At 57.1% G+C, this 25,930-nt stretch carries 23 protein-coding genes and 1 pseudogene; 5 read left to right on the top strand and 19 right to left on the bottom strand.

The annotated features are described in order from the left end of the window. Positions 1 to 82: 82 nt before the first annotated feature. The 8 genes from ACYQ6M_RS26550 to ACYQ6M_RS26585 all read right to left on the bottom strand — a co-directional run bounded on the left by ACYQ6M_RS26550 (position 83) and on the right by ACYQ6M_RS26585 (position 8,024). Positions 83 to 457, bottom strand: a complete 375-nt coding sequence (locus tag ACYQ6M_RS26550; RefSeq protein WP_145903877.1) for a hypothetical protein — start codon at positions 455 to 457, stop codon at positions 83 to 85. Between the two features lie 233 nt (positions 458 to 690). Next, the gene (locus ACYQ6M_RS26555) at positions 691 to 1,404 is read right to left on the bottom strand and encodes a HoxN/HupN/NixA family nickel/cobalt transporter (protein WP_460076562.1); all 714 of its coding nucleotides are present in this window, start codon (positions 1,402 to 1,404) and stop codon (positions 691 to 693) included. Continuing rightward, a complete protein-coding gene (locus tag ACYQ6M_RS26560; RefSeq protein WP_460076564.1) occupies positions 1,401 to 2,735 on the bottom strand; it encodes an MFS transporter in 1,335 nt (444 codons plus the stop codon). The genes ACYQ6M_RS26555 and ACYQ6M_RS26560 overlap by 4 nt, the downstream gene beginning before the upstream one ends. Positions 2,736 to 2,830: 95 nt before the next feature. After that, positions 2,831 to 3,319, bottom strand: a complete 489-nt coding sequence (locus tag ACYQ6M_RS26565; RefSeq protein WP_460076567.1) for a c-type cytochrome — start codon at positions 3,317 to 3,319, stop codon at positions 2,831 to 2,833. 20 nt (positions 3,320 to 3,339) lie between these two features. Continuing rightward, complete coding sequence (locus tag ACYQ6M_RS26570) at positions 3,340 to 4,230, bottom strand: c-type cytochrome (protein ID WP_460076569.1); 891 nt, start codon at positions 4,228 to 4,230, stop codon at positions 3,340 to 3,342. Positions 4,231 to 4,233: 3 nt separating this feature from the next. Then, on the bottom strand, positions 4,234 to 4,869 hold the full coding sequence (locus ACYQ6M_RS26575; protein ID WP_055661046.1) for a c-type cytochrome: 636 nt from the start codon (positions 4,867 to 4,869) through the stop codon (positions 4,234 to 4,236). A gap of 52 nt (positions 4,870 to 4,921) precedes the next feature. Further along, a complete protein-coding gene (locus ACYQ6M_RS26580; RefSeq protein ID WP_460076571.1) occupies positions 4,922 to 5,380 on the bottom strand; it encodes a hypothetical protein in 459 nt (152 codons plus the stop codon). Between the two features lie 136 nt (positions 5,381 to 5,516). Next, positions 5,517 to 8,024: a heavy metal translocating P-type ATPase gene (locus ACYQ6M_RS26585; protein ID WP_460076573.1), complete on the bottom strand. Its 2,508-nt coding sequence runs from the start codon at positions 8,022 to 8,024 to the stop codon at positions 5,517 to 5,519. A 161-nt stretch (positions 8,025 to 8,185) separates the two neighbouring features. Between ACYQ6M_RS26585 and ACYQ6M_RS26590 the strand changes: the two genes are divergently transcribed. After that, entirely contained in the window at positions 8,186 to 8,392 is a 207-nt protein-coding gene (locus ACYQ6M_RS26590; protein WP_289809418.1) for a heavy-metal-associated domain-containing protein, read from the top strand. Positions 8,393 to 8,750: 358 nt separating this feature from the next. On the opposite strand, the gene ACYQ6M_RS26595 is transcribed toward ACYQ6M_RS26590, so the two are convergent. Next, entirely contained in the window at positions 8,751 to 9,350 is a 600-nt protein-coding gene (locus ACYQ6M_RS26595) for a hypothetical protein (RefSeq protein ID WP_460076575.1), read from the bottom strand. Between the two features lie 52 nt (positions 9,351 to 9,402). Between ACYQ6M_RS26595 and ACYQ6M_RS26600 the strand changes: the two genes are divergently transcribed. Then, entirely contained in the window at positions 9,403 to 9,966 is a 564-nt protein-coding gene (locus tag ACYQ6M_RS26600) for a Crp/Fnr family transcriptional regulator (RefSeq protein ID WP_460076577.1), read from the top strand. A 229-nt stretch (positions 9,967 to 10,195) separates the two neighbouring features. After that, positions 10,196 to 10,669, top strand: a complete 474-nt coding sequence (locus ACYQ6M_RS26605) for a fasciclin domain-containing protein (RefSeq protein WP_297839697.1) — start codon at positions 10,196 to 10,198, stop codon at positions 10,667 to 10,669. Positions 10,670 to 10,759: 90 nt separating this feature from the next. Here the strand turns inward: ACYQ6M_RS26605 and ACYQ6M_RS26610 are convergent, their stop codons facing one another. Further along, complete coding sequence (locus ACYQ6M_RS26610; protein WP_460076580.1) at positions 10,760 to 13,453, bottom strand: cation-translocating P-type ATPase; 2,694 nt, start codon at positions 13,451 to 13,453, stop codon at positions 10,760 to 10,762. Positions 13,454 to 13,724: 271 nt separating this feature from the next. On the opposite strand from ACYQ6M_RS26610, the gene ACYQ6M_RS26615 reads away from it, so the two are divergent. Then, positions 13,725 to 14,567: a universal stress protein gene (locus ACYQ6M_RS26615; protein WP_460076582.1), complete on the top strand. Its 843-nt coding sequence runs from the start codon at positions 13,725 to 13,727 to the stop codon at positions 14,565 to 14,567. 149 nt (positions 14,568 to 14,716) lie between these two features. On the opposite strand, the gene ACYQ6M_RS26620 is transcribed toward ACYQ6M_RS26615, so the two are convergent. From ACYQ6M_RS26620 to ACYQ6M_RS26640, 5 genes and pseudogenes are all read right to left on the bottom strand, one after another. Beyond that, positions 14,717 to 15,502, bottom strand: a complete 786-nt coding sequence (locus tag ACYQ6M_RS26620; RefSeq protein WP_460076584.1) for a DNA/RNA non-specific endonuclease — start codon at positions 15,500 to 15,502, stop codon at positions 14,717 to 14,719. A gap of 287 nt (positions 15,503 to 15,789) precedes the next feature. Then, a pseudogene (locus ACYQ6M_RS26625) lies at positions 15,790 to 15,897 on the bottom strand (helix-turn-helix domain-containing protein); the annotation flags it as partial. Positions 15,898 to 16,175: 278 nt separating this feature from the next. Then, on the bottom strand, positions 16,176 to 16,490 hold the full coding sequence (locus ACYQ6M_RS26630) for a hypothetical protein (protein ID WP_152506522.1): 315 nt from the start codon (positions 16,488 to 16,490) through the stop codon (positions 16,176 to 16,178). Positions 16,491 to 16,555: 65 nt separating this feature from the next. Then, the gene (locus ACYQ6M_RS26635) at positions 16,556 to 17,983 is read right to left on the bottom strand and encodes an ISNCY family transposase (RefSeq protein WP_460076586.1); all 1,428 of its coding nucleotides are present in this window, start codon (positions 17,981 to 17,983) and stop codon (positions 16,556 to 16,558) included. Between the two features lie 218 nt (positions 17,984 to 18,201). Next, complete coding sequence (locus ACYQ6M_RS26640) at positions 18,202 to 18,723, bottom strand: PRC-barrel domain-containing protein (RefSeq protein WP_460076588.1); 522 nt, start codon at positions 18,721 to 18,723, stop codon at positions 18,202 to 18,204. A gap of 694 nt (positions 18,724 to 19,417) precedes the next feature. Here ACYQ6M_RS26640 and ACYQ6M_RS26645 point away from each other — a divergent pair. After that, a complete protein-coding gene (locus ACYQ6M_RS26645; protein ID WP_460076591.1) occupies positions 19,418 to 20,119 on the top strand; it encodes a hypothetical protein in 702 nt (233 codons plus the stop codon). A gap of 25 nt (positions 20,120 to 20,144) precedes the next feature. Here the strand turns inward: ACYQ6M_RS26645 and ACYQ6M_RS26650 are convergent, their stop codons facing one another. From ACYQ6M_RS26650 to repA, 4 genes are all read right to left on the bottom strand, one after another. Next, positions 20,145 to 21,695 carry an OpgD/OpgG family glucan biosynthesis protein gene (locus tag ACYQ6M_RS26650; protein WP_460076593.1) on the bottom strand — a complete coding sequence of 517 codons (1,551 nt, stop codon included), beginning with the start codon at positions 21,693 to 21,695 and terminating at the stop codon, positions 20,145 to 20,147. 322 nt (positions 21,696 to 22,017) lie between these two features. Next, positions 22,018 to 23,292, bottom strand: a complete 1,275-nt coding sequence (gene repC / locus ACYQ6M_RS26655; protein WP_460076595.1) for a plasmid replication protein RepC — start codon at positions 23,290 to 23,292, stop codon at positions 22,018 to 22,020. Positions 23,293 to 23,665: 373 nt separating this feature from the next. Next, complete coding sequence (gene repB / locus ACYQ6M_RS26660; RefSeq protein ID WP_460076598.1) at positions 23,666 to 24,670, bottom strand: plasmid partitioning protein RepB; 1,005 nt, start codon at positions 24,668 to 24,670, stop codon at positions 23,666 to 23,668. 2 nt (positions 24,671 to 24,672) lie between these two features. After that, entirely contained in the window at positions 24,673 to 25,911 is a 1,239-nt protein-coding gene (gene repA, locus ACYQ6M_RS26665) for a plasmid partitioning protein RepA (protein WP_023001362.1), read from the bottom strand. Positions 25,912 to 25,930: the final 19 nt, after the last annotated feature.

Raw genomic sequence — 25,930 nt, forward strand, 5'->3', positions numbered from 1 at the left:
ACCTCTGAGTTGCCAGCGGCTGTTTGCCGAAGGCATGTCCATCACTTCTGGCTCCGCGAAAATCTGCGGAGGAACGATGTTTTCAGAGGAGGCGGGGAGGTCGTTCGGGAAGTGTGGTGTCCGAGACGTGAAGGGCATCAGGCGGCAACTGCGTGAAGGCGAGGGCCTGGGCAAAACCCAGTGCCATTTCCTGGCTATCGCGAACAGTATCGGCAGCGCATAACGCACCGCCGCAGCACAGGTCGAATTTCACCTGTCCGTCGTCCGGCATTTCATCGCCCATCATTGCCGAGGCATGACCCATCATCGTTTCACACGGCATGCCGGCGTTGGCCGCAACATGTTCTCCAGGAGCCATCATCGCCTGGTGAGCCGGTGCAAACCCAGCAAACAGCAGGGCAATCGCGAACAGGATCGTCGCGGCCAGTCTGCTGATGTGATGCACGGGTCGGGTCATGTTGCGCGATATAATCCAGTCCAGCACAAATACAAGTGCCTGATAGGTGCTGTTGAGCAAGCCTTCGAAGGGCGGTTAATAAACTTCCGGTTCTGCGATAGTTCATCCGATCACGGGACAACCTGAGACCTAAATACGCCTGGCGGGGCCGAAGCAGAAGCGAATATGAGCGCCGACCCTTCAATTTTTCGTTTGCGACAGGGAGATTAAAGCAGATCTGAACAGGGTCGCGTCTATTCAAGCAATTGGATACCGGCGAAAAGGATAATGAGAATTCCGGCAGTCGCATCGAGCGCTCGGGAAACCACGCTGAGGGTCGCGCCGTTCCTGAGAGCGACATCGAGAAACAGGCGTTGGCCGAAAACCGCCAATCCTGCAACCATACAAAGCGTGAAGGCGATGCCGACAAGCATCGATGCCGCGAACATCAGACCCGCCCCCGGTTCGCCTTGCGACAGGGCTGCCACCACGACAAACAATGTCAAAGGACACGGTACGAGACCGGCTGTAAGGGCCACCCAGAAGCCTTCGGCTCGCTTCCTGCCCGGCCTTGAGCGGATTGCCCGGACAAAGAGCCATGCGCCGATACCGATCAGTGTGAGGCGGCTGATCAACTCGAGGGCCGGGGCCCGGCCGCCACCAACAAAGGATCTTTCCACAAGCTGGGATGCAAAGAAGGCGATCAGAACGGCTGTGAGCACATGTGTTGCCGCCAGAAGTGTCGAGACCGAAAATGCACGGGCGAAGCTGCTTCTGGCTCCGGCGACATAGCTAGCCAGGATCGTCTTTCCGTGCCCGGGCGTCAAAGCGTGAATGGCGCCGAACAGCACCCCTGTCCCGATCATGCTCGCAAGAAGCCAGAAATCCCCCGACTGGCTGAATTCCAGCAACGATGCCCGCACACCGCCATAGATCCAGCGTTGCCAGGAGATGAGAAGATCCATCATGGCTGGCGATCCGGCCAGGTGTGGTGAAGGCTGTCGATCACGAACGCATGTGCGTGTCGTTTTCCATGCGCTTTGGCAAGATGCGGGTGGTTTGCCGGCAGGTCGGGGTGCGCATGGTCGAGAATACTATGATCGTCTGCAGGCCAGGACTTGCCGGCCACAACCCAGCCAAGCACAGCCATTCCGGCGAGAACGACCATTGTCACAGACATCGAGGAATTTGCTCCAAGCCAGCCGGCAAGCGGATAGGCAATCAGCCAGCAACCGTGCGAAAGAGCAAATTGTGCCGCAAAAACCAATGGACGGTCCTGGGGATGGGCGGAATTTTTGAGAAGCCGTCCAGAGGGCACGAGCACCGCTGACATGCCCGCCCCCATGGCAAACCAGACCAGCAGCAGCGTTGGCCAAACGAAAGGCACCGGCAGGACCACCAACAGGCCGGCAAATATCAGCAACGAAACGGGAAGCAGTGCCCCGCCGGCGAGCATGACGAACCGTTCGGAAAGGCTTGCAAGAAGCTTTGGCAACGTCAACGCGACAACCATGGAGCCTCCGCCATAGGCCGCCATCGACAAGGCCAGGTCGGTGTCGTTGAGACCGAGGTACGATTTCACGATGACGACACCGTTGACGATCACCATGGCTCCCGAGGCGGCAACCGCGAGATTGAGCGCCAGCAATCCTCTCAAGCGTGGTGTCTTCAGATAGATCTGCAGGCCCTTGACGGTTCTTCGGAACGCGGGCTCTTCCGCGTCGGCCTGCGGCGAGACGAGCCGAATGGTCAGGATCAACCCGGCAGAGAACAGGAAGCCGGCAACGGTACCACCGAACAACCAGTGGAAGCCGACAAGGCCAACCAGTACGGCTGCAATCATCGGGCTGAGAAGGTTTTCAAGATCATACGCCATGCGCGATAGCGACAAGGCATTCGTGTAGTCCTTTTCATCCGGAAGGATATCGGGAATGCTGGCCTGGAAGGCAGGGGTGAAGGCCGCGGACGCGGTTTGCAACAGGGCGATCAGAACGTAGATCTGCCAAATCTCGTCAACGAAGGGCAGGGCCACCGCGGTCAGAGCCCGGACCATATCCAACGTGACGAGAAACATCCGACGCGGAAACCGGCTCGCATAAGCGGCAGCAATCGGGCTGATGCCGACGTAGACAATCATCTTGATCGCAAGGGCTGTTCCCAGAACGGCGCCAGCCTCATCGCCTGCAAGATCGAAGGCCAACAGCGCCAGGCCAACCGTCATCAGACCTGTGCCGAACAACGCGATGACCTGCGCGAAAAAAAGATGGCGGTAGGTTTGATTGGCAAGTACCGAAATCACTTAACTCTCCAGCGGTCCAGCTTCACCGCGCCTTGCGATCGAACCTGTGCCGCAACCGCAATGCTTCATAGCCGTATGGCGAAAACGCATGGCCTTCAAGACGATGGGGCTCCGCCTTGCGCATTGATGAGGTCATGCCTTTCACGAATTTCCTGCGGCCACTGTGCCTTGATCCAGGACAGGACGGCGATGATTTCGGTATCTGTCAGGACTCCTTCGAACGCCGGCATGTTCGAATTGAAATTCTCAAGGCCAACCGCCTTCGCGGTGCCAAGCTTCGTGATACGGAACAGCAGGTCGTCCTGATGATGCCAGGTGTGCCCGGTTTCGTCGTGCGGCGGGGCCTTCAGGGAACCGTCCGGATTGGCGTCCATCCAGTCGCGCTCTCCTTTCAGGTCGTCTCCGTGGCAAGCTGCACAATTCTGCGCGTAAATGTCTGCTCCCAAACGCACAAGCTTGAGGTCGCCCGGCTTCAGCCGGACGACACCTTCGTCAACATCGGGGGGTGCCAGGAGGAAAATGGCACTGGCGACGACAATCACCACTGCCGCAGAAAGTGCGCCGAGCAAGATGCGGCTTCTCATGGTTTCTCTCCTTCACACGGTCAGCCGTCCCTCTCCAGGAGAAAGGTTGCTATTGCTTCCCTGTCCTCTTCGGACAGGAAAGCAGTGCCGTCGCGCACGACCTCGCCCATGGAACCGCCAAAGACATCCCCATCGGGCATGATCCCGGTTTTCAGCGCATACTGCAGAGAACTTATCGTCCAGCCCTGCCTCTTCAGCGCGGCACTCGTGATGGGTGGAGACTTGCCGCCGTCAGGCAGTTCGCTGGCGCCATGCAGAGCCAATTCCGCCTGACGTGCACCAGCGGCATTTCTAGGGGTGTGGCAAGCGCCGCAATGAGCCGGTCCCTCAACAATGAACTTGCCCCTGTTCCAGAGATCAGAGCGCGCAGGATCCGGGTCGAATGTCTCCGGCACGTAAAACAGTCCGCGCCAGAGTTTCAGACCCATTCTGAGATTGAATGGCGGCAACATGTCATGTGGTGTAGATTTTTCACCAACAGGGGGAACCGTCTTGAAGGCTGCCCACAGGTCCGCGATATCCTGGTCGCTAAAGGAACCGTAAAACGGATAGGGAAACGACGGATAGTAGGGCTCTCCTTCCGGCGAGATACCCTGTCGCACCGCCGCTGCAAAATCCTGCAAGTTCCAGTTTCCGATGCCGTGATCCGGATCCGTCGTCAGGTTGGGCGAATAGAACGTGCCGAAGTCTGTCGGCAGCCTGACACCGCCAGCCAGAGGTTTCCCGCCACCTTCCGTATTGGTATGGCAGGCGATACATCCCGACATCCTGGCAAGATAGGCGCCGCGGCCCGGATCGCCGGCAAGGACTTCGATCCGTTCGGGCTTGTCGACAGGCCAGAGGTAAAGCACGGCGAACGCCGCTCCCGCCAACGCGGGAGCAACGATCGCAAAAACGAGCCAGAGGCGCATCGATCAGTTTTTCTCGACCCTGAATTTTGAGTGACAGGCCGAACAGGTCTGCGCGACCATGTTGAAAAGCCCGTCCGCAGGCATCTGGGCCAACATTTCGGGATCGGCCATGTGACCGGCGTTCCCCATCATGCCACCCGACCCCATCATTCCTCCGGAGCCCATCATACCACCCTGGGACATCATGGAATTTCCACCCATCATGGTGTCTTGCCCCATCATGCCCGACTGACCCGTCATACCTGCACCGCCCTTGCCGTGTGCCAGGCCGTTTTCGGCCGCTGCGCCAAGTCCTGCTGCAAAAACGTCCAGCTGTTTTGCGAGCTCAGAGAATTCTTCCCAGTCGGTCCAGATTTCCGGTTTCGCCTCCGATGGGCCTTCGATGCTGTGTTCCGGGAACAGCTTGGTCAGGGCCTCGCCGGAATGGGACTGGATAACCGCAGCGCCCTCACGCACTGCGTCCGCATCATAGTCCTTTTCTCCACGCATGATGGCAGTCAGCGACTTCATCACGTCGCCCATCTCATCCATCGCGTCCATGCGTTCCTTGACGATTCCGGACGCCCCACCATGTGCAAAGGCGCCAGCAACGCCTGCAAGCAACAGCGCGCCAGTCACTGATATAACCGTAAGTTTCATTGATCTTGTCCTGTATCCAGATTGCGTGGCGGATATTCCGCCTCAAGCGATTTCAAACGGATAAAGGAGCCGGTCGCGGGGGAGGCGGATCAATCTTCCACACCCGGGACACATTGGACACCGCGGTGTCACGGACGCTGTCTTCGATGAGGTCAGGGATGCTCAGATGCTCGTCATCCGTCAACGCCAGCAAATAGGCCCCACAATGCACGGTTTCATGATCTGCCACATTGTGATCGGAATGGTTTGAAGCATGATCGTGGGGAATATCGCCGCCGGAGGCGGCAGCGGTTTCATGTGAGTGTTCGTGGGCAGTTCCGGCAAGCGAATGACTGAACGATCCTCCGGCAGCAACGAAAGCCGCCACGAGGAGCATTTTAAAAGTCGTCCAAAAGCAAGACTGCAACCGCATCAGCAATGACCTACTGGATCCTGTTTGCCAGCAACGAACCCGAACCTGTGTCACAATCCGGTGAACCTGCGCCCCGGTCAACCCTTCTCTGGCCGGCATATTGCCGATCCGCACCGTTAAAGCTTGATCGAGGCCGTCTTGTGGGCACTCAGGCCGATGTCCTCAAAGCAGCGTATGATCCTGGTCGGTCGCCCGGACTGGCGCGAAGGTTCTCCAATGTTCATGTCACCCCCTCCTATTCAGCAGGCGCGGCTTCGGCACTTGGCGTGAAAGCGACCCTGGACCTTGCTTCATCCATCACTGGCGCGATCCGGCGGAGTCGCAAGGCATTGGTGAGGACGAACACCGACGACAACGCCATGGCGCCTGCTGCAAGAACGGGTGACAGCAACAGGCCAAAGGCTGGATAAAGCGCTCCGGCGGCCACCGGGATCAGGGCCGTGTTGTAGGCAAATGCCCAGAACAGGTTTTCCTTGATGTTGCGCATGGTGCGGCGCGACACTTCGTAAGCGTTCACGACGCCTCTCAGATCGCCCGACATCAGCACGACATCGGCGGATTCAATCGCCACATCGGTACCTGTGCCGATCGCGATACCGACATCGGCATGGGCGAGGGCAGGGGCATCGTTGATGCCATCTCCAACGAAGGCAATACGGCCCTCGTCGCCCTTGAGTTCGGTCAGGGCGTCAACCTTGCCGTCGGGCAGAACACCCGCGATGACGATGTCGATCCCGGTTTCCGCGGCAATTGCCTCGGCGGTTTCCCGTTTGTCGCCGGTGATCATCGCGACCTTCAACCCCAGCTCATGAAGCGCTGCAATTGCGGCACGGCTCGATGGTTTGACCGGGTCGGCAACTCCGACAACAGCAGCAATTCTGCCGTCAATGGCTGCATAGAGAGCTGTGCGCCCACGGGTCGCCAGCCTGACCTCCTCGTCCACCAGCGCATCGGTCGCAATACCTTCGCGCTTCATCAGCCGGTCAGCGCCGACGAGCACTCGTTGACCGAGCACAATAGCGGAAACACCATGACCGGTGATGGAGTTGAACTCACTGACCGCGAACCTTTCCACGCTCTCCTTGCCCGCTGCCCGCACGATGGCCTCGGCAACAGGATGCTCAGAGCGAGCCTCAACTGCGGCAATGCGAGACAGGACGAAAGAGCGTTCAAAACCGTCCGCCAGGACGAGGTCGGTCAGTTCCGGCCGGCCCTCAGTTACGGTGCCCGTCTTGTCCAGCGCAACAATGTCGACGTCGGCAAGCTGCTGCAGAGCGTCCCCCTTGCGGAACAGGACACCCATCTCGGCTGCCCTGCCGGTGCCCACCATGATCGATGTCGGCGTTGCAAGGCCCATGGCACACGGACACGCGATGATGAGCACCGACACACCGGCCACAAGGGCCAGCGTCAATGCCGGGTCCGGACCGAATGTCAGCCACACCAGGACCGTAGCCACGGCAACGGCCATGACGGCGGGAACGAACCACAGCGTAATGCGGTCCACCAGCCCCTGGATCGGCAGCTTGGCGCCCTGGGCTTCCTCGACCATGCGGATGATCTGCGAAAGGGTCGTATCGGCACCGACACGCGTTGCCTTGAACTGAAGTCCTCCCGTGCCATTAACCGTGCCCCCAGTCACCGCGTTGCCAGCCGATTTCGCGACAGGAACGGGCTCGCCGGTGATCATGCTTTCATCGACGTGGGAGAACCCTTCGACGACTTCACCGTCAACCGCGAGACGCTCTCCAGGGCGCACCACGACGATGTCGCCAATGGCCAGCGTTTCGATAGGCACTTCCACCATCTCTTCGTCCCGCAGCACCCGGGCAGACTTGACCTGAAGGCCGAGGAGGCTCTGGATGGCCGCGCCGGTGCGCCCCTTTGCCCTGGCCTCCAGGAAACGGCCCAGCAGGATCAGAACGACAATCACGGCGGCTGCCTCGAAATAAACGGCGCGAACCTCGGCGGGCACCAGATCCGGCAGGAAGGTGGCAACCACCGAATAGAGATAGGCGGCTCCGGTTCCCACGGCCACCAGGCTGTTCATGTCGGGCGCCCCTTTCAAGAGCGCCGGAAACCCCTTCAGATAGAAAGATCGGCCCGGACCGAAAAGCACCACGCTCGTCAGCACGAACTGCAGGATCCAGCTCATTTGCTGACCAATGGTCACCGCGATCAGGTGGTGAAAAGCGGGGATCAAATGCCCGCCCATTTCGATCAGGAACACGGGCAAGGCAAAGGCTGCGGCGATCGCCATCTTGCGCGCCAGCTCACGGGCTTCTTCCGCCTTGCGTTCACTGCGATCCTGAGACGTTCCTGCGTCTGCCAGACTTGCGGGATAGCCGGCATCCGTGCTGGCCTTCACCAGCTCCTGAACGGTTGTGGCACCTTCTGCAAAGACGATCGTTGCCGTTTCGGCCGCAAGATTGACTCTGGCACTGAGGACCCCGGGCACCGCCAGCAACGCCTTGTCGACACGTCCGACACAAGAGGCACAGGACATGGACTGAATAGTCAGCGTGACCGTCTGCGTTCGCGCCGGATAGCCGAGGTCATCCAGTTTGGCGACCGCTGCGGTGATCTTGTCAGGGGTGGCCGTAAACTGTGCGCTTTCAGTTGCCAGGTTCACACCGACATCTTCAAGCCCTTCGACAGCCGCAAGGCCTCGCTCGACGCGTCCGACACACGATGCGCATGACATTCCCTGAACCGACAAGGAGAATTTGTGTTGCCCAGACATGGGTCCAACTCCGGCATGGATTGTTCGATTTTCCTCAAATGAGGCTTCCAGTCACTGGAGGGTCAAGGATCGTTCAAGATATTTTTCAAACTTTTTTCTTCTTGACCTTCCAGCCGCTGGAACCGGGAAAAACAGAAAATCGATCAACTACGGAGCCAATCATGAAGTTCAGCGTTCCAGATATGAGCTGCGGTCACTGCAAGGCAACCATCGGCAAGTCCATTGAGCAGGCGGACGGATCTGCCCATGTCGAATTCGACTTGGCGAACAGGACCGTGACCGTGACGAGCACCCGGTCCGCACAGGAAATCGCAGGCGTTCTCAAGGAAGCCGGCTACAGCTCCGAACTGTTGCAGCAAACCCCGTAAGAATTTTATCCCTCTTCTCCGGGGACATTGCCTGATGTTTTCATCCATTGTTCGGCTGGGCGGCCCCGGCGACGTAGGTCGCCGGGTGGTCAACCTCTTGAACGAACACACGGATTGCAGGATTTATCTGATCTCAAGGAAAGGCGGCACAGATACCGACCGGGTCCGGCACCTGAAGATGGACCTCGGTGCAAACGAGGCAGAGGACAGGCTCCCGAAAGAAGCCGCGGTCGTGAACCTCACGGAAACGACCTCTCCCGCTCTTGCTGCTGCGGTTGTCCGGAGAGGGGGACTTTTCCTCGATACGTCCCCGTCTCCCGAATATGTTTCGGCTCTTGAACCCAAATCACGACCTGGGTCAGTGATGGGGCGATTGGCCGGACGCCAGTGCGAGATGGTGTTCCTGATGATGCGCGCCCAGTGTCATCACGCCGATAAACCCGAGCCCCGAGAGCTTCTGCAGGTTTGAGGGCTTGCTGACGTAAACCGACAGAATTGCCCCGCCGGGCACTTCTGCCACTTCATAGCGGAAACCATGGGTTCCGTTCATGGTGGCGGCATGGGCCGTCAACATCCGCCTGATCGAGTTGGTGACATCGCCGTCTCCCGTCACGGTGAACCGGTAACCATCCTCGACCGGCAAGGTTTTTACATCTGCCCGCAAGGTGACATTGTCCATGTCGGCAAGATGGTTCCGCAGTGCTTCGATATCGACCCTGGACCAGTCTGTTTCAGGATCTGCTTCAAGGATCGCCACGATTTCCTGAATTGCTGCGAAAGCGGACTGCCCCGGTTCACGCGGAACCGCCTTAGCGGACGATGGTTTGGTGCCATGTGCCGCATGCTGCGCGGCTGAATGGCCATGATGCTGCGTTGTCTGGGGCTGGTTCTCGGTCTCGGCCAGAACCGGAGCGCTGCACACAATGGCGACGATCAGGGCAAGAATGTACCGGCTCATGGTTTCTCCTTTGCTTTGCGTCCCATCTTGCCTGAGGAACTAAAATCAGAACATGATAGCTATCATGTCGATGGATATTCCCGCCTTCTTTGAAACGTCTGGAACCTTTGAGCGCCGGGTGCCGGCGGGAGCGTATCTGTTCCATCAGAACAGCAAGGTGGAGAACCTGTTTCTGGTGACCGCTGGTGAAATTCAGCTTGTCCGCCACCAGACAGGGGGAGCCGCACTCGTTCTACAACGCGCTTTTCCAGGTGCAGTCGTGGCTGAAGCCTCTGCTTTTGCCGCAACTTATCACTGCGACGCGATCGTCCGATCAGATGCCACCGTACGTGGGATCTCGAGGCAGCGCTTCCTCGACATGTTTCGTTCTGACCCGAAACTGGCAGAAGCCTGGGCGGCACGGCTTGCCCGCGAGGTACAGACAACTCGCCTGAGGAGCGAAATTCTGGCCCTCAGAACAGCTACGGAACGTCTGGATGCCTGGCTCGCCTGGCACGGCACATTGCCGCCGAAAGGTGAATGGCACCAGATTGCCCGACAGATTGCTGTCAGTCCGGAAGCCCTCTACCGCGAAGTCGCGCGACGCCGAAGGGCCAAGAACCTATCGTTCGAATGAAAGCCCAATTGATTTGACGGAAAAAGCGCAGATCGCGGGAGCCGATGTCGTCATGCCTTGCTCCTTTTGTGATTGCGCAGACCGGCTTCCGGATCACTTTTGGATCATCAAATCGTCCTGAAATTAATGTGTTCAAGCACCATTCTTTTGAGCTGATCCCGTTTCGAGGTGTCCGCGTACTGGGATGGCTGGCGCAATGCCAGCTTCAGAACGTGACAAGGAGGATCTGATGAAATTCGCCAAGTATCTTGCAATCGGCATCGTAGCTTCCGTGGTGTCTCTTCCGGCGAAAGCCGCCGATATTGTCGACACTGCTGTCGGCGCAGGCTCGTTCGGCACGCTCGTTGCCGCCGTTCAGGCCGCAGGCCTTGTTGAAACCCTGAAAGGGGACGGTCCCTTTACCGTTTTTGCGCCCACCGACGAAGCCTTTGCCGCATTGCCCGCCGGTACCGTTGACGACCTTCTGAAACCCGAAAACAAGGACAAGCTTGTCGCCATCCTGACTTACCATGTGGTTCCAGGCAAAGTTCTCTCGACAGATCTTTCGGATGGAATGGCGGCGAAGACCGTGGAAGGCAGTGAAATCTCGGTAGACCTCGACAACGGCGTGATGATCAACGACGCCAATGTCGTGACAGCAGACGTGGCAGCCGACAACGGCGTCATTCACGTGATCGACAAGGTCATCATGCCGCCGATGTAAACCGGTCGCGGAACGCAGGGTTTGCAGGTGCACAACCAAGCTCCGGCAAACCCTGCTTCCGAAAGCCAAACAATCTCGAACAGCGACAACTTACTTCGAACCGCTGTTGCGGGCCGCAAGGCTTATCCAGGCCTGTCCGAGAACCAGCGGCAGAAAACTCATCGCGCCAGCGACCAGAAGCCCCGTCAGTCCTGGCCATGGCAATGCCAGAAGCGCTGACAGATCCCTATTCAGCAGTGCCATTGCGACAAGTGAGAGGCACAACGAGATAGCACCCCAGACATAACCATTGCGAAGGACATCGCTTTTCCAGAACGGGCCTGTTGCGGCACGCATGTTGAAGACGTTCCAGAGCTGTGACAGTGCCAGCGTCAGAAAGGTAACCGTGATGGCTCTTTCCGTTTCCAGACCAAGCAGAAACAAAGCGATGACAAATGCAGCAAGCGTCGAAAACGTAATCGCGCAACCAAGATAGCCGATCAACATCCAGCGGGCCCCGTCGACGATAGGCTCAACGGGGTCCCGCGGTGGGCGCTGCATTACCCCGTCTTCCCCCTTACCGAGCCCCAGGGCAAAGGCGGGGAAGACATCGGTCACCAGGTTGAGGAACAGGATCTGAAGTGGCAGGAGCGGGACAGGCAGGCCGACACCAACCGCAATGCCCACAATCAACACCTCGCTGACGTTGCAGGACATCAGATAAACGACGAACTTGCGGATATTCGCGAAAATGATCCTGCCCTGGCGCATTGCGGCGATGATCGTCGCGAAGTCGTCGTCCTTCAGGACAATGTCGGACGCTTCACGGGCAACCTGTGTGCCGCGCTTGCCCATGGCAATTCCGATATCCGCTTTCTTGAGAGCAGGAGCGTCGTTGACGCCGTCGCCCGTCATGGCGACCACATGTCCGCCATCCTGAAAGAGTGAAACCAGGTTCAGCTTGGTGTCGGGTGCCACCCTTGCAAAGACATCGGTCGCCATGAGCTGTTCGCGCTGCTCTGCCGTCGCCTGTGCCATGTCGATCCCGTTTAATTCATGGCCGGACAGCACTTTCAGGCCGGACGTTCCGATACCTGCGTCCTGTGCGATCTTCGCCGCGGTCTCGGCATGGTCACCGGTCATCATCACAACCCGGACACCCGCCTGCTGACTGGCCCTGATCGCTCCTGGAACGTCTTCCCGTATCGGATCAAGAAAACAGACCAGTGCGACCAGTGTCAGACCTTCATAGGGATCTTCGGAAGGTGTTGCTGCCGTTTTGAAGGCAAGGGCGAGGAGACGCTGGCCGCATCGGGCGGCCTCTTCCTGACGGCCGCGCCACGCGGCACGGTCCGCATCCGTAAAGGCGCGGGTGCCTTCGGTTCCTAGAACCCCGGATGCCGCGTTCAGGACGGCTTCCGGAGCGCCCTTGACGGCATAAAGAAAGTGCCCGTCACCATGATGGACCGTCGCCATCATCTTGCGCTGCGGAGTGAAGGCATACTGTTCTGCCGGCTTCATTGTCTGCAGCAGGCGAGATCTTGCAAGACCCGCGACAGAAGCAGTGGCCAGCAACGATATCTCCATCGGATCACCGATCCGCACTTCATTCGGACCATCTGAATATTCCGCCGAATTGCACAGCGCACCAATCCTGAGAGCAGCGGCAAGGCCCTCCGTGGAGGCCGGTTCGATGTCCTGGCCTTCTGAACAAAAGCGAATGCCGTTGCCTTCATGCAGAATGTCGATATCCGCGCTGTCGAGAAGATAACGGACGGCCGTCATCCGGTTTTCCGTCAAGGTTCCGGTCTTGTCGGTCAGGATCAGTGTCGTCGCCCCCAACGTCTCTACAGCCGAAAGTTCGGTGACGAGCGCGTTGCGGGCCGCCATGCGCCACATGCCTCTGGCCAGGCACAACGTCGCCACGATTGGCAGACCTTCCGGAATGGCGGCAACCGCAAGCGCAATTCCGGTTTTAAGCATCTCTGACAGAGGATGACCCCAGAGAATGCCTGCCGTGATCGTGAGCGTGGCAAGCGCCAGCGTCAGCCAGACCAACTTCTGCCCCAGCCTGTCCAGTCTCCTTTCGAGGGGAGAGATTTCGGCGTCGGCCTGCTGCGCAAGGGCGCTGATCCGGCCAAGTTCCGTCGACATGCCGGTGGCAACAACGATGCCTTCGCCAAGCCCCTGGGTGACCGCCGTTCCGCTGAAAGCCATGTTGAAGCGTTCGGCAAGCACCGTCTCTTCGGCCATCCTGGAAGTCTGCTTTTCAACCGGGACGCTCTCCCCGGTCAGCAGGGACTCATCGCAATGAAGATCGGAAGCAGCCGTGAGCCGAAGGTCAGCCGTGACGACGTCTCCTGCCTCAAGGATCACGATGTCTCCAGGGACCAGCGCCGTTGCCTCGATCTCAAGCACCTTGCCGTCTCGGCGCACACGGGAGTGCGTCGTGGTGATCCGCAACAGGGCTTCCATCGACCGGGCCGCGCGCAACTCGGTGAAGAACCCGATGGCACCGTTCAGAACCAGGACGATGGATATCGCGATCGCGTCCGCGAAATCGCCCAGAAGCAGAGACATGAAAACGGCGGCTGCAAGAAGCCAGACGATGATGCTCGCAAATTGATGGGCAAGGATTGCGAATGCACTCTTGGTTTTCAGCTCGCGAAACCTGTTGGTGCCGTAACGCCGTCGACGCCTGACAACTTCATCCTCCCCGAGCCCCGCCATGGGGTGAACCGAAAGCTCCTGAGCAACCACTTCAGGGTCGATTGCGAAGGGAGCGTCGATGCTGGTTTGGTGCAAACGGTTCAGGGCTGATGGATCCGTCGAGGCAGCGGCAACTTGGCCGTTCAGGATAAGATGAGAATGCTGAATACACTTGTATCACGGACGAATTCTCGCGGGTGGAACGCGGTACGCCAAGTCGGGACCAATGCTTAGTCCACCCGGAACACCCTGCCGACTGGCTACGTAGTCACCACCAGTTTGCCTCTCAATCGTTTTCCCGGACAATGCAGATGAAGCTCTGTACGGCGCGCGCCCACGCAGGCGAACAGGGGAGGGAGCCGGTACGATGACCTACAAGACCATACTCGCAATAACGGAACTCGATGTCTCCACGGAAACCGTTGGCAAGGCTGTCACGGTAGCGAGGGCTTTTGATGCTCATCTCACAGTTTTGCCGATCGGTGAAGTCCCGCAACTGCCGTTCTACGGATCTGGCGGGCACGGATACATCGAAATCTGGGCAAAGGAATTCGACCAGCGAAAGATCGAGCTGACATCCCTTGCATCCCGAATAGAAGCACAGCTTGCAAGGGAAGATATCTCGTTCGACGTCCGGCCAAGCCTGTCTTCTACCGCTCGCCAGGACAATCTTGTTGCCCGCCATGCCATCTATTGTGATCTGGCTGTTGTCCTGCGCTCCGTGGAGCAAGAGCTCAATTCCGTCGAAAAGAATGCGATCGATGGAGCGCTGTTCGATTCCGGCCGGCCCGTGCTTTATGTTCCCAATTCCTTCAAGGCCGACCGCATTGGCACAAAAGTGGCCATCGCCTGGAATTCACGGCGGGAAGCTGCCCGTGCCGTATCCGAGTCGCTGCCGTTTCTGAAGTCAGCCGAGGAAATCACGCTGCTGCTGGTTGACCCGGTCGTCGGCGACAATGATCACGGGGAAGACCCTGGCAGCGATATCGCAACGGTCCTTGCCCGCCACGGACTCGGCATTTCCGTTCAAAGCGTAGCGTCCGCCGACAGGCCCGTGTCCGAAGCCTTGCTGGACAGTGTACGCGAACTGGGAGCCGACCTTCTGGTAATGGGTGCCTACGGACATTCACGCCTGCGGGAGAACATTCTGGGAGGCACAACACGGGAAATGCTGGAGCAAACCGTCATCCCCCTGTTGCTGTCGCGCTGAACGACGCAGCTTCCGGCCCCTGGATTTGTCAGGGGCCAGAGGCCCGCGAAAGGCTCAATGCTGACCTTTACCGCGCACGCCGTTACGTTCGCCACGAATACACCGTTGGATTTTCGGCTTGTTCCTCGCTGAGTTCTGCACTCTGCTCCTTAGCTCTGATCCATGTATTCATCCTCGTCATCAATGTGACGATTGGCAAAATCGAACCAGTTCATGCCGTTTTGCCGTTGGGTCATTACCGGTTGTGCGCCGGGGAAGCTGGGGCTGGGCGTAATGGGGGGAGGCATGCCGATCGGATCTACCTCGTCCGTTTTCGAATCCAGTGGGTCCGCAATGCGCCAGAACATTTGGTCATCGACGGAGCTGTGGGTGTTGTCGATCTGGTAGCGTTTGAGCAGCGAGTTCGTGTCGTTCAAGGTCAGGTCTACCTGGAATCCCGAGGGGCAAAGCCCGCGGGTGTGCGACAGAGAACCATTGTAATAAAGATGCACGGTCATCTTCACCAGACTGTCGTGCGCTTCTTGCTGCTGCGCGATCTCATGAACCTCGACTTCCATTCGCCGCCATTCGCCGTTCCGTTGGAATTGCGACCATTGCGGACAGATATTGGCTGGGACATCGGGGCCACCCAACTCCAGAGCAATGATGTGTCCCTTGTCCATGTCGACCTTGCCGCTATTGCGTGGGCTGATCAGTTTGGCCTTCTTGGGAATGCGCTTGGTCGCGCCAATCCGAAAGCCCGAAAACGGTTCCGGCGCCGATTTACGGCCCGACGTGGTGTCAAGAGGATAGACATATCCATAGACCGAGGTCTGCCGCTCGTACTGATGATGGGTTCCAGGGGCAATGATTTCAGTTAATACAGTCACCTCACCATATTCGTCGGGACGTTTTTCTTTTCGATCGTACAAAGTGTTGAAGGTGTAGACAGGCATCCGGCAGACCCTTTGATAGCTGATTAAGTGAATGGTTGTGAAAATATGTCAATAAACGCGAATGTTGCAGACAGAGAAGATCCGTTCAAGTAACGGATGGAGTTTGATCGTTTTTAGAAGGATTGAACATCCTGTCTGCATTCTCTGGAACGCAGGTTACTCCGGGCCAGGACACCGACGGCGGAAAGGTCCAGCGTACCGCCATCACGAACGGCGCTTGGAGCTTTGCCGCTGAACATGGCTTCAAGAGCCACAGTCGGTGTCATTTCCAGATAAATCGTCGATCAGTGTCGTCCAGGGATCATCACAATTCGGCAAAGTGACACTTTCGCCTGGCACCAGCGTTCAATCTTGCGGCGCTCATCCAGGATCAAATGACTGTATTTTGATCCCAGGACACAATCATCTTGAGTGATAACCCATTGGCTTCAAAGAGAAGTCGCACGTGGGGATAGCGTGCACCCGCCTGGAAGCGATGTCGAAGCTGAATAGGCGTGTGACATGCGCAGCCCGATAGAAATGCGACAGTCAGACTTTGCCTCTCGCTGAAGCGGTCAGCCCCCGATCCGACCGGCTGGGCCGGGTTGCAAGGGAGGTGAGGGGGCGGGTGGTCGCAACGTTAAGACGGTAGCCCGTATAAGGTCCTGCTATCCTTTGAGGCTAGGTGAGTGCTTTAGCGTTGTATTATTCGAATGTAGATTACTGGCTGTTTGTCGCGAACGAGAGCGATACCTTCATGTCCATGAAGCGGGCCAATTACACGGCTTCGACACAGCCATAAACTGTCGCCATCACGCAGTTCTTCATAAATCGGAGCAAGTCCCCTCATAAGCGTTGTCAAATCACGAATAGGCTCCACAAGATGTTGCGGCAGCGCTCCAAAATGTCGCATTAGCCAATTCGAAAATTGTTGCAGCGTAACTTCTTTGACTAACTCAATATCTGGAGGATCACGTTTTACTGCACTTGGTGAAAACATATCAATCATAGCACCGAGCCTCACTGCTATCGGTATAGAAGACACGCAATAAAAATCTACTTTTAAACGAACGATCAATCACATGCAGCGATTCTCGCCAATGCCTTCTGCCTCTTAGCATTGACCTCGGGATCATTCGTGAAATCCGTCCGTCGACCAGGTTTGCGACCGCGCTTCTGGTAGCCGTTGCTCACCCTGCCATCCGGGATGCCGAACATATGATCCTTTTGCCCTTGGCGGCTCGGACCATGCTGCCTCCGCCGTTGTTGCTCGCGCCCGTCCTGCATCTCAGCCACAATCGAAAGAATATCGTCCAGACGTTTGTTCTCGACCACTGGGCTTCTATGAACTGAGCGCAATGTATCAAAGGCTCGATAGGGAAGAATTGTGCCTTCATGCATGATCTCCAGCCGGCCATCGGGATAGTCGCAGACGATCACCTTCTGGCGGGGCAGGGTCTTGGCGTAGTCCGTCGGATCCAGAATGAAAATCACCTTCTCATAGCGTAGCGTCAGAGCCTGTGACACCGTGCGGACTTCTTTCCGGCACATGGCCCCATCCAGATTCTCATGATCGGCCAGTGGTCGATGCATGTCCTTCGGATTGCGCGGTTCCCTGCCAAAACGACCGTTGAAATCCGCGATGAATTCCGGGGCGAATGCGTTGGCCTCTTCAAGCGTGCAGATACCGCGCAAACGCAATTCCTTCACCAGCCGGTCCTGAAGAGTTCTGTTGGCGCGCTCGACCCGGCCTTTGGCTTGCGGGGTGTTGGCGCCGATGATGTCGATGTTGAGCTCGTAAAGAGCGCGGCCAAATTGCGTTAGCCCGCTGGTCCGGTCCATCTCGGACGCATGTGTGGTCCGGAAAACCCCGTGTTTGTCGCTGTAGAATGCAAGCGGCTTTCCCCATTGTTCCAGATAGGCCTTAGTTGCCAGGAGGTAGTCGAAGGTGTTCTCGGATAACGCAAAACGCAGATGTAGCAGCTTGCCGGTCGCGTCGTCGATGTAGACAAGCAAGGCACATTTGGGGCCGCGGTTCTCGAGCCACCAGTGATGCGAACCATCGATCTGGACGAGTTCACCGAGGCAATCGCGCCGGCCGCGCGGCTGAAAGATCCGCTGCTTGCGTTCGCGCCGCGATGTCCAAATACCAGCTTCCGTCATCCATTGGCGCAAGGTCTCTTTGCCGACGGCAATCTGATGAAGCTCAAGCAGCTTCTCACGGGCCAGGGTTGGACCGAAGTCGTGATAACGCTCGCGCACCAGGTCGAGGACGGCATTGCGAAACTCGTCGCTGTGACGGCGGTTGCTGGGACGGCCACGCTTGCCGGAAACAAGACCAGCGGCACCGTCACGCTCGTAAGCCTGCAAGAGCCGATGGACCTGGCTCCGGCTGAGGCTCAGAAGCCTGGCAGCGTCAACGACACTCAATCTTCGATCGCGGATCTTCTGGATGGCTTCCAGCCGGTTCAGTTCATGTTGCGACATGGTGATCAAAGACATTGCAGCTCCGTCAGCGCTTAGGCGTGCGGAAGCCAGTCTTCCTTCCAACGTTGATATTGACCAGCGTCAGACGGACGGGAAGTGTCGCATCTCTAACTGGCCCAAGTGTCGCATTACTAAATGGCTGCTATAAGCGAGAATCGCGTAATTTGGATTATGGAATATTTTTAGCGCGGGCGACATTTCGGAATGCGGCCCGCGCTTTTCTGGTCGTGATGTCAGTTTGCAGGCGTAACGTTTCTATCCGCTTCGGAATCAATCAGCTCCTCAGGAGCTTTCTCGACCGGCGCATTGTTCAGATCCTGAGCGGTTGCCGGCCTGGTTTCATTCACGCTTTCATCAGCTGGAACAGGCCGATTTGCAGCTTCCTCGAAGGGCTCCAGCGCATCCAGCTTTTCTGCGGTCGTTTCAACCACCAGCACCTCGCTATCGTTGCGATCTTCGAACTTCACAAGGCCGTACTCGATCGCGACGTTTTTCTCGCCCAGGCCAAGAAAGCCTCCGACTCCGATCACGATTGCCTGAATCTGACCGTCAGGACCCACAGTGAAGTCGTTGACGTCGCCAATTGCTTCAGACTCTTCGCTCGTACCATTGTAGACCGTTCGGCCAAGGAGGTCCGTGGCCAGATGTCCTTCTGCCTTTTTCACCATTAGAACGGGCTCAGGGGTGGCAGGAGTTGTTGGCACGGTAGTTGTAGGTACTTCAGTCGAGCTTTGCGCATACGCACCGCCGACCATGAACAGTCCGATTGCGGACGCAGTGACTAGTTCACGTAGCATTGTAACTCTCCCAGATTGAAGTCGCCGGTATCTGATGGGGATGGGGCGACGATATGGGAGTAACGCTCCGGAAATCACCGAGTTCCGGCGCATTTCAAGATTGAAACAGAATGTGAATGTACTGCTCTCATTTGCAGCCATAAATTGAAACTGAGATCGGGAGTACTGAGCTTCCCAAGAACGCGTAGCTGTACCTGCAGGGCATTCTCTGTGAGCCGATCTTCAGTTTTCGAAGATTCTTCAGCGCCGTGAACGTCTTTGAAGACCAACGCAATTCCGGTGGAAAAGGTGCTCGTTAACTTGCCGACAGGCCTGGGTTTGCAGAACAATCAAATGCCTCGAGCCGGATCCACAAAAGATAGCCACGTTGCAAGTCCGCGAGACGCGGTTTTTATCAACCCGGCGGTTATGAAATCAGTGTATTTCCACAGCAAAAGTGGAACTCATTCCATACGTATTTCCATGTTCTCATGATCAGCGGAAGTGATTTCAATCAATCAACTCTGACACTTAGAGATATATATTTCAAAACCTAGGTAACTTTCGCAAGGTATCATTGGGCAATGTTGCATTAACCTTTTCGGAATCAAGTTCACTCAGTTTCATCCCGTCAGACCGACAGCAAGCGACCTCAAGCTCTCGATAATAGAACATGCGCACACCGAGTTACCTACTGGCAGTTTCCGTAATCAAGGGCATAATCACGGGCACTGCGGCAGCGGACTCCGCAACAGTCACGCCTGTTCACGATGAGAATATCAAACCTTACGTCTGGTCTTTTTCAAAGCCATCTGAAAGTTCCTACAACATGACGGTAGGCGCTCAGCTTCCTGTTCCGGGCCGGCCTGCATTCGGATCGGATATCAAGATGCCAGCAGCATTGCCCAGGCATGTGCTCAATGCGCCACGCAGCTACGTACCGAGTGGAACGCTATGGACACGACTGCGTTTCGAAGACGACTACAAATTGGCAGGAATGGACGAAACGGACCTGACCTTGCGCTTTGACCCAGACAGCGACCTTGCATCGACCAGATTCACTGCAGGAAAGAAAATCAAACTCACAAGGCACGCCAACCTGATCTTGCGAGATTCCTATTCTTTCCGGACGCCCGGTTTCGAGACGAATGATATTGACTGGAATACCACCAAGAGCGTGGAAGTGTCTCTGGGCCGGACCGCGACAGTCCTGGCAGCGGAATTCAACAACTCAAAAGACGACGCCGTGTGGCACTCGAGCGTTTCGTTGCAACAACCCTTGACCAAAGCCTTCACACTTCGGGCAAGCATCAGGGAAATACAGACACAAAACCCCAGTTCGGTATTCAAGGCTCGGTATTCCCGCACCTGGTAACTGTGCCCTTTGCCACACCGGGGATTTATTCCAATTCCAGGTGCTCCGCTATCAGTTGCCCGAGCCAGGTTTCACTCAGGACATCATCGCCGCCTTTCAGAAAAGCGCGCGCCTCCACCGGGTCACGCCCGTCGATCTTGACATCGAACGTCAAGCGCCAACGATCCGTACCGACGACAGGTTGAACGAAAAGATTTATCGGCTCGCCCTTGGAAAGCTCCACAACGGCCTCAACCTCGTCCTTCTTCTTCATCCCGTTCAAGGAATTGCCCTGGAATTCGACCACGACTTTCATCTGGTCCTTCGGTCGAGGTTGTCCGGGAATTCCTCCCTGGCCGATACGGGTTGCGAAAACCTGAGCACCTGACTGAGGCAGCGGATGCTGATCACGCCATGTCATCTGGTAGGAAAACGTACGTTCGTCGCCCGCTTTCGGCAGTTCGTCCGGTAAAAAATAAGCGACTATGTTGTCATAGATCTCGTCGTCCGTCGGGATCTCCACCAGTTGAACCACGCCCTTTCCAAACGGTTCGCCAGGTTCGATCCAGACGGACGGCCGACGATCATAAAACACTCCGTCATCCTGAAAGTTCTCAAACTCCCGGTCTCGTTGTGCGAGGCCAAATCCTCTCACATTGTCCGCCCGAAATGTGGACGTGCGAACTTCGGACGGGTTGTTGAGGGGGCGCCATATCATCTCTCCCGACTGGCTAATCATCGCAAGACCATCGGTATCGTGTACTTCCGGGCGCCAATCCCGGCCTTTCAGGCGATTGGACTCAGAGTACCAGTACATGCTTGTGAGTGGCGCTACTCCCAGTCTTTCCACGGACTTTCGGAAGAATAGGTGGCTTGTCACATCCATGACCTGCCCACTGCCCTCCTCATTTTTCATGTGCATTCGATAGGCGCCGGCGACAGATGGGCTATCAAGAAGTGCATAGACAACCAAACCGTCATCTGTCGATGCGGATGGTTCGAACCAGAATTCCGTAAATCTGGGAAATTCCTCCGGCATCGAAAGTCCGGTGTTAAGGGCAAGTCCGCGCGCCGACTGCCCATACTGGCGAGACTGGCCATCTGTCCTGAAATAGGATGCGCCCAGGAAGGAAACCCAGTCGGTTTTCAAATCCTCCCGCATGACGCGGAACCCGGCAAATCCGAGATTTTCGGGCAACTTTCGCGCCGGACTGTCATGCGGCATGTCGAAGTAGTCAGGTGAATAGAGAATTTCTCGGGAAAAGCCATCAGCGACTTCGTTCAGCTTGACCGGTTGCTTGAAGAAGCGGCCCAGGTGAAAAAACTGAATTGGGACGCCTGGTACCAGCTCCAGGGTGGCCGACTTGCGAAAGCTGATCTTCCAATGCGCGTCGTAGTCAATTTCCTCCAGAAGATCTTCAGATCGCACTTTTTGCGCTTCATACGGTCTTGTCCCGAGTTCCCGAGCCTTCGCGATCACCGTCGCAAAACTGAATTCTTCAGGGTCGCCCCGGTGGTTCTTAAGGTCACTGGATTTCGCATAAGCGCTTTGGACAAATGCCATGAAAAAAAGTGCAATGAAAACAGATCTGCTCATGAAGTTTCCAGTCGGTCTTGCTTCGTTGTCGTTGAAAGACGAACGAACGGACAAATTAGTTCATGGTGCAAAACACCGGGCTTCCAGGTTGGGAACAGGATCGCAGGAATGAGGCGTCGTTTTGACAAAAGTCGGCCATGCGTAAGGCAAGTTTATGAAGGCTCGAAACCAGCGCCACCGACGTGCCCTGTTGCGATTATCCGTGTATGTGCAGGATCAGCACTCCCGGGAAGACCGCAAAGTTTCAAGATCCCTTCATTTTGGCGCCCCCTGCCCGGAAGCAGTACTCGCACCAGAGGATCCCGCTCCCCGCCGCGCCCGATCAGCGCGCAGCGAGGCCGAACAGGGATTTTGCCAGCGCAAGTTTGCCTTCGGTCGCCCGTTCACAACATGCCCGGAAGTAACCGCCGGGCGAGCTGATTTTTTCCGGATCCCGCAAGGCCTTTTCGGCCACCATTGCCAGAATTGCCGCCGCAACATGCCGCCCCAGCCTTCCGCAGGCTTCGGTAAAGCCTTTTTCACTTAATCCGATACCGATCCGCAGCACGTCGGTTGCGGCAATGAGGTCCGGCCAGCTTTTGAGAGATAGCCCAAAATCGCCCTGGATCGACGTACATGCGCTTTCCAGCAAAGAGATCGAAACAGCGTCCAGGGTTTCCGATCGGACAAAATCCGCCTTACCGGAGCCTTTCTGCAGTGTATATCCTCTGTTGGAGCCCCCACCTCGCTCCGCTTGCTCCCTTTTAGGAGCTATTTCGGCGCCGTAGGCGACGTCAGTCTTGTTTTTGATTTCATCTGCGTGAGCAGATGTCCGGTTATTTGAACAAGAGTCTGGTGAGTTTGTATTAAATATAGGGGTGACATTGATGTCATCTTCGCATGACGAATCCCCATATTTATGTGCTGTTGACTGTGTATTGGAGGCCTCCTTCAGAGCTTCCATCACCAGGTCGTAAAGGTCCAGCAACGCCTGAGCTTTTGCCTGAACATCAGTCTCCGCGTCCAGAATGCCTGCCATCTGATCCAGAAAGTCTGTCAGGTCGACGTCTTTCGTTGCATCGACGATGTCGACAATCGCCCTGGAGATCCTCATGACCGTCCGTTTGGCTTCCCGGACCGCATTGAGATGAGCCTGCCATTCGTCGGCCAGGCGCTTGATTTCTCGGTATCGCACTCTTGCCGGCGTGAAATCGAGACCATAGGCAAAGGTAATGTCGCCACTGTCGTTGCGGTGCACCCACCTGCGGCCGGTAGAACTGTCCCTGTAGGCGAGAATACGGGCCTCGACCAGCTGCTTGATGGCGCGAATGACCGTTCGTTCACTCTTGCCGACATATGAGGCAAGCTTCTCGTTGGAGATGGCAACGACAGGCCTGTTGTCCCCTTTCCAGTCGTCCGGCTTTGACAGGCCAAGCAGGATGTCCAGGACATGGTAGGCAGTCGACGTGAGACCGATCGGCTGGGCCGCACGTTTCAAGGCAATAGCGACTTCGGATTTTCCAATATCGGGAATGTCGTTCGACATTGCCAGACGCTGGGACGCAAGTATCCCCGGCGTCACCTTCCGGAAGGAAGAGACGTTCGAAACAGCAGGCATGACAACCTCCGTTCACCGACACGAGCCAACGTGCGGCGTTATGCGTTTCAGGAGGTTCAACTTCGGGAAATCGGCAGAAATCCACCGTTCACACAAGATGGATCTTGCGCGTGATTCGGAATTCGCCTAAAACAGGGAAGTGTTGAGGTTCCTGTTTGGACGTTCCAAGTTGAACCGTGATTAAAGAGACTGAACGGTTGCCGCCGTTTCGGTCTCTTTTCATTTGGTCTCTATTTCTCTCGCACCGTCTCCTTCCTCACGGGGCCTGGCCGAAATCCGGCCTCTTGCCGATATGGCCCGGGACGACACCTGAACACCTGCCCCGGATCATTGTGCGCCCGGCATGCCCTTTCGAAGTATGCCGCGACCATCCTCAGCCTTTCGTACGTCCCGTTTCCTGCCGTTGCCGCAGAAAATCGCGATAGACGTCCGGAAGGTTCTCCTCCAGCCAGTGACTGAATTCAGCTTCGGATTTCGGTATCGAGAACACGGTTGCCGCCGATGTTCTCTTCAGTTTTGCCAGTACCGTTCCGTTCGATGTGATTTCTGCTGCAGACTGTGTTGCCGGTGCAGCCTTCTTTGGTTTGCCTCTTGCGGCCTGCGTTACCATGGACATTCTGTCCTGCGCAGCAGCCAGCCTGAAATCCTCACCGTCTATGACGGATCGAACGCGCTGTTCGGCGGCAGGGTCTTCAAACAGCTTTGCCAGTTCCATCCATGCCGGCCGGCCGACATTCCTGGCACGGCCAATCGCGCGAATGATGTCGTGCGGGATGCTGTCGGCGATCTTCCGCATATTGGAAATGACCGTTTGAACCTGGCCGAGCACCGGCTGCATCTCGCGCTGCTTGAGCCCTGCTTCGCGCAGCTGCACAGCCCACAGGACCATCTCTGCGAAGGTCAGGTTTTCGCGGACGCCGTTTTCAAGCGACTGTTCCTTGATCAGCTCGGCATCGCTCAGCTTGCGAACGTACGCCTTGACCTTGAACGTCTCCGGTTTGCCGGCTTCCGCCATCAATGTCTGAATGGCAAACAACCTGCGGTGTCCATAGGCCAGCTGATAGCGGTCCCGTTCCGTGGGGTGCGGCCGCACCAGAACAGGGATCCTCTGCCCCTCATCCTGGATCGAAAGCTTGAGTTCCTCGAGAGCCTCCTGCGCTTCGAGGTCTGTTTCGAAGCGATCGGAAAACGGGCTTGGGTCGATTTTCGACGGATCAAGGGCAACGATGCTGTCCTCGCGCATATGCGACAAGGCGCGCCCCATGGAATTCACGACGGGTGCGGTTACCTTCTGGCCCGCAACCGGTTTGGGCGGCTCCTTCTTGTCGGCAGCTGCAGCCGCCGCGTCGGACATCATTTTGACGATCGACTTTTTCATCGTCAAACCTCCCTGCCCCATACACTCTTGATCAGATCGAGAATTTCGGCGTTGACGCGGTCTGCGCTTTCCAGCGCCCGCTTCAGGGTTTCCCGGCCGACTTCACCGGATTCGATCTCGTAGAGACTTTTCTTGGCAACGCCGGCAGATGCGATGGCGGTCGATTCAATCGCCTCGGCCACAAGGACGTCGGTCCCGAACAAGTCCCGCATGGTGCCGGACATGATCTTCTGCGGCCCGTCGTTGGGGTTGACCCTGGTCAGCAGAAACTTGGTGAAGTCATGTTCGAAAACCGCACCGCCTTCGGACAACGTATGGGTCACATCCGAAATCATCTTCAGGAACTGGGAGCAAGACGAGACGTCGAGCATGGCCGGGTGTACGGTGATGATCAGGCCCGTTGCCGCGTAGAGAGCCGCCATCGTCGTGTAGCCGAGCGAAGGTGGCGTATCGAGGACAACGACGTCATAGTGCTCTTCAACCGACTGGATCACGGCATCGAGGCGCTGGAAGAACAGGCCAAGCTCGTCGGTCGTCCTTTCGGCAAGCGCCGTCGGCGTATCGTATTCGAAATCCATCAGGCGCAGGTTGCCGCAGGCAAGGTGAATGCCCGGGAAGTAGGTCTCGCGTATGACCTCGGAGAACGGCACGCGGTAATTGTCATAGCGCAAAGCGTCGTAGGTCGTGTCGGTCCGTTCGTCATCGTCTTCGCCGGACCGAAGATCACGATCCGGCTGAATGCCGAAGGTCGTGGTCATGGAGGCCTGGGGATCCAGGTCGACACACAGCACCCGGTAGCCCTGGATAGCCAGGTAATGGGCCAGATGAACGGACGTGGTCGTCTTAGAGCTGCCACCCTTGAAGTTCGCAGCAGCAACGACCTGCAGTTTCTCTCCCGGTCGGCGATGAGGCACGAGGCGATGCGCATCGTCAGGCCTGAGTTCCGCGAGGAATGCCCTCAGTTCCCAAACCTGATCGACTGTATAGATCCGGCGGTTGTTTTCGGCGCGATGCGGCTGCGGGCCCTTGCCTTCCAGCGTCAGGGTGCGAAGCGTGCTTTCCGGCACGCCCAGCAGACGAACCAGATCCGTCGTGGAAAACGTCCGGCCGAAAACCTTGCGGGCTTCCGGCGGGTAGGTCATTTCGCGCATCGTCTGCAAACGGTCAGAAAGCTTCTGCGTGAAACTTTCGATTTTTGCGGTCGTATCGCGTCCACCGGAAAATTGTTCGGTAACGGCCATTAATGCCCTCTGACGGTTT

The organism is Roseibium sp. ROS1, from assembly GCF_054658215.1.

Excerpts from the sequence above, each read along its gene's own strand:
- ACYQ6M_RS26630 (WP_152506522.1), bottom strand. The coding sequence starts at position 16,490 with ATGATTGATATGTTTTCACCAAGTGCAGTAAAACGTGATCCTCCAGAT.
- ACYQ6M_RS26650 (WP_460076593.1), bottom strand. The coding sequence starts at position 21,695 with ATGAGCAGATCTGTTTTCATTGCACTTTTTTTCATGGCATTTGTCCAA.
- ACYQ6M_RS26635 (WP_460076586.1), bottom strand. The coding sequence starts at position 17,983 with ATGTCTTTGATCACCATGTCGCAACATGAACTGAACCGGCTGGAAGCC.
- ACYQ6M_RS26605 (WP_297839697.1), top strand. The coding sequence starts at position 10,196 with ATGAAATTCGCCAAGTATCTTGCAATCGGCATCGTAGCTTCCGTGGTG.
- ACYQ6M_RS26620 (WP_460076584.1), bottom strand. The coding sequence starts at position 15,502 with ATGCCTGTCTACACCTTCAACACTTTGTACGATCGAAAAGAAAAACGT.
- ACYQ6M_RS26615 (WP_460076582.1), top strand. The coding sequence starts at position 13,725 with ATGACCTACAAGACCATACTCGCAATAACGGAACTCGATGTCTCCACG.
- ACYQ6M_RS26575 (WP_055661046.1), bottom strand. The coding sequence starts at position 4,869 with ATGAAACTTACGGTTATATCAGTGACTGGCGCGCTGTTGCTTGCAGGC.
- ACYQ6M_RS26585 (WP_460076573.1), bottom strand. The coding sequence starts at position 8,024 with ATGTCTGGGCAACACAAATTCTCCTTGTCGGTTCAGGGAATGTCATGC.
- ACYQ6M_RS26550 (WP_145903877.1), bottom strand. The coding sequence starts at position 457 with ATGACCCGACCCGTGCATCACATCAGCAGACTGGCCGCGACGATCCTG.
- ACYQ6M_RS26640 (WP_460076588.1), bottom strand. The coding sequence starts at position 18,723 with ATGGTCGGCGGTGCGTATGCGCAAAGCTCGACTGAAGTACCTACAACT.
- ACYQ6M_RS26570 (WP_460076569.1), bottom strand. The coding sequence starts at position 4,230 with ATGCGCCTCTGGCTCGTTTTTGCGATCGTTGCTCCCGCGTTGGCGGGA.
- repA (WP_023001362.1), bottom strand. The coding sequence starts at position 25,911 with ATGGCCGTTACCGAACAATTTTCCGGTGGACGCGATACGACCGCAAAA.
- ACYQ6M_RS26590 (WP_289809418.1), top strand. The coding sequence starts at position 8,186 with ATGAAGTTCAGCGTTCCAGATATGAGCTGCGGTCACTGCAAGGCAACC.
- ACYQ6M_RS26600 (WP_460076577.1), top strand. The coding sequence starts at position 9,403 with ATGATAGCTATCATGTCGATGGATATTCCCGCCTTCTTTGAAACGTCT.
- ACYQ6M_RS26595 (WP_460076575.1), bottom strand. The coding sequence starts at position 9,350 with ATGAGCCGGTACATTCTTGCCCTGATCGTCGCCATTGTGTGCAGCGCT.
- repC (WP_460076595.1), bottom strand. The coding sequence starts at position 23,292 with ATGCCTGCTGTTTCGAACGTCTCTTCCTTCCGGAAGGTGACGCCGGGG.
- ACYQ6M_RS26565 (WP_460076567.1), bottom strand. The coding sequence starts at position 3,319 with ATGAGAAGCCGCATCTTGCTCGGCGCACTTTCTGCGGCAGTGGTGATT.
- ACYQ6M_RS26555 (WP_460076562.1), bottom strand. The coding sequence starts at position 1,404 with ATGATGGATCTTCTCATCTCCTGGCAACGCTGGATCTATGGCGGTGTG.
- ACYQ6M_RS26645 (WP_460076591.1), top strand. The coding sequence starts at position 19,418 with ATGCGCACACCGAGTTACCTACTGGCAGTTTCCGTAATCAAGGGCATA.
- ACYQ6M_RS26580 (WP_460076571.1), bottom strand. The coding sequence starts at position 5,380 with ATGCCGGCCAGAGAAGGGTTGACCGGGGCGCAGGTTCACCGGATTGTG.
- repB (WP_460076598.1), bottom strand. The coding sequence starts at position 24,670 with ATGAAAAAGTCGATCGTCAAAATGATGTCCGACGCGGCGGCTGCAGCT.